Origin of the sequence: Acidovorax sp. LjRoot117, assembly GCF_964252695.1 — a bacterium.
In the GTDB taxonomy this organism is placed as follows: Bacteria; Pseudomonadota; Gammaproteobacteria; order Burkholderiales; family Burkholderiaceae_C; genus Acidovorax.
Genome location: NZ_CAXUPO020000030.1, coordinates 1 through 1,961, shown reverse-complemented (window position 1 = coordinate 1,961; position 1,961 = coordinate 1). Strand labels below are relative to the sequence as shown.

At 64.2% G+C, this 1,961-nt stretch carries 1 protein-coding gene; it reads right to left on the bottom strand.

What is annotated here, in order from left to right; genetic code table 11:
* Positions 1-119: 119 nt before the first annotated feature.
* Positions 120-1,961, bottom strand: a 1,842-nt coding sequence (locus tag ACSQ3D_RS27835) for a type VI secretion system Vgr family protein (protein WP_436129029.1), incomplete at its 5' end; no start/stop codon positions are given.

Genomic DNA, 1,961 nt, shown 5'->3' with positions numbered 1-1,961 from the left:
TCTTTATTTATGAATGAATGTGTTTTTTTTGGCGCACCGCGCTGTGCGTGCGCACCCGTTTGCCGCCATGCTTGTGCAGCAAACAAGGGGTGCGCCAGCCCAGCGCAATTCAAATCAGCTCAGCAATTGAGCTTGTCCAGCGGTGACAGCACTTCGATCTGGCCCGGCGTGAGCTTGATGGTGCTGCTGCCGCAGGTGAGCAAGATCTCGTCCTTGGCGTTGAGGTGGATCTTTTTGGACTCCAGGAAGATCTGGGTCGCATCGATCTTGATGCAGCTGGGCGCATCGCCCCCACCACCGCCACCTTCGCCACCCGACGGTGCACCCGTGGGCGCGACGATGTTCTTGACCCCCGCGCCCGCTGCGGTCGGCGCGCCGTCTCCTGCCGCGCTTTGTCCCGCACCTGCGCCCACTTCCAGCACGTAGTCTTTGCCCACGGTGGTTTTCTGGGTCTGGCCGACCTGTGTGGTCTGGCTCTTGCCCACGATGGTGGACATCATCACGCCGATGTTCTGGCTGTACGCCGCCCCGACGTTCATCATGCGCACCACGCCCACGTTGAGCATGGACAGGATCCCGATGGTGTGCCGCTTGGTCAGGCCGATGTTCACCGTCTCGTTCTTGCCGACGCTTTCCTTGCGGTTGTCGCCGATGCTGATCTTTTCGTTGTGGTCCACCCGCTCCTTGCGGTTGCTGTGGATGGTGATGGTCTCGTCCCCATCGACCTCTTCCGTGCGCCAGCCGTGCACGGTGATCTTCTCGTTGCGGTCCACCGTCTCGGTACGGTCCCGGTGGATGGTGTTGGTCTCGTCCCGGTCGATGGTCTTCTCGCGGTCGCGGCCCACCCACTTTTCTTCGTCGTTCTCAACTTCGGTCAGCTGGTCTTTCTGCGCGTGCAGCCACAGCTGTTCCTGCCCGGCCTTGTCTTCAAACCGCAGGGCGTTGGCGTCGCCCGGGCCGTTCTTCATACCCGCGCCCGCCGCGCCGCCCTTGCTCGATCGCGTGAGGATCCCGCTTTGCGTGGCGTTGCCCGGCAGGCTCCACGGGGGCATGTTGACGGCGTTGTAGACGCAGCCGGTGAGGATGGGGTAGTCCGGGTCACCGTTGAGGTGGTCGATGATGACTTCCATGCCGATGCGCGGGATGAACACGGCGCCGAACTGCGGGCCCGCCCAGCTGGTGGACACGCGCACCCAGCAGCTGGAGTTCTCGTCCATCGCGCCGATGCGGTCCCAGTGGAACTGCACTTTGACGCGCCCGTACTTGTCGGTCCAGATCTCTTCTCCGGGCGGGCCCACCACCACCGCGGTCTGGGGGCCGCGGGTGCGCGGCTTTTCTGTGGTGCGCGGGGGGCGGTAGTCGCTGCTGGTGGGCTGCGCCCGCATCACGAATTGTTGGATGGAGCCGGCCTCCTGCGTGTTCTTGGTCGCCGTGGCGCCCCCTGCCTTGGCGCTGCTCACTTCGGGGTTTTCTTCGAAGTGGTAGTGCACGCTCAGCACCAGGTACTGGCGGTTTTGGTCTTCGCGCGGGTAGTTTTCCAGGTTGATGGTGTAGCCGGGCGCCAGGTTGCGTTTGTTGGCGCGGCCCAGCACGCGGTTTTGCTTGGCCAGGTGTTCCTGCAGGCGCAGCCGGGCGTAGGTCTCGCCGTCCGGGAATTCGGTGTAGCCGCCGGGCCATTCGTAGATTTCGTACTTGTCGTGCTCGTGCCCCGGGGGGTTTTGGCGCATGTTGGACAGGTCCGCCCGGGGTTTCTTGAAGTCGTAGTCGTCGTTGTAGTGGCGTCCGGGCTGCACTTCCTGGGTTAGCTCCCACGCATGGAAGTGCTCGCGCTCGGCCACGGCCGCCTTGCCCGGTGGGTAGAACGGGATGACGTGCCCGCCCGGCAGCGGGCTGTGTGAGCCCACGATGTCGTCGGCCAGCACCAGGGTGTGGCTGCCCGCGCTGTGCGTGAAGTAGTAGTG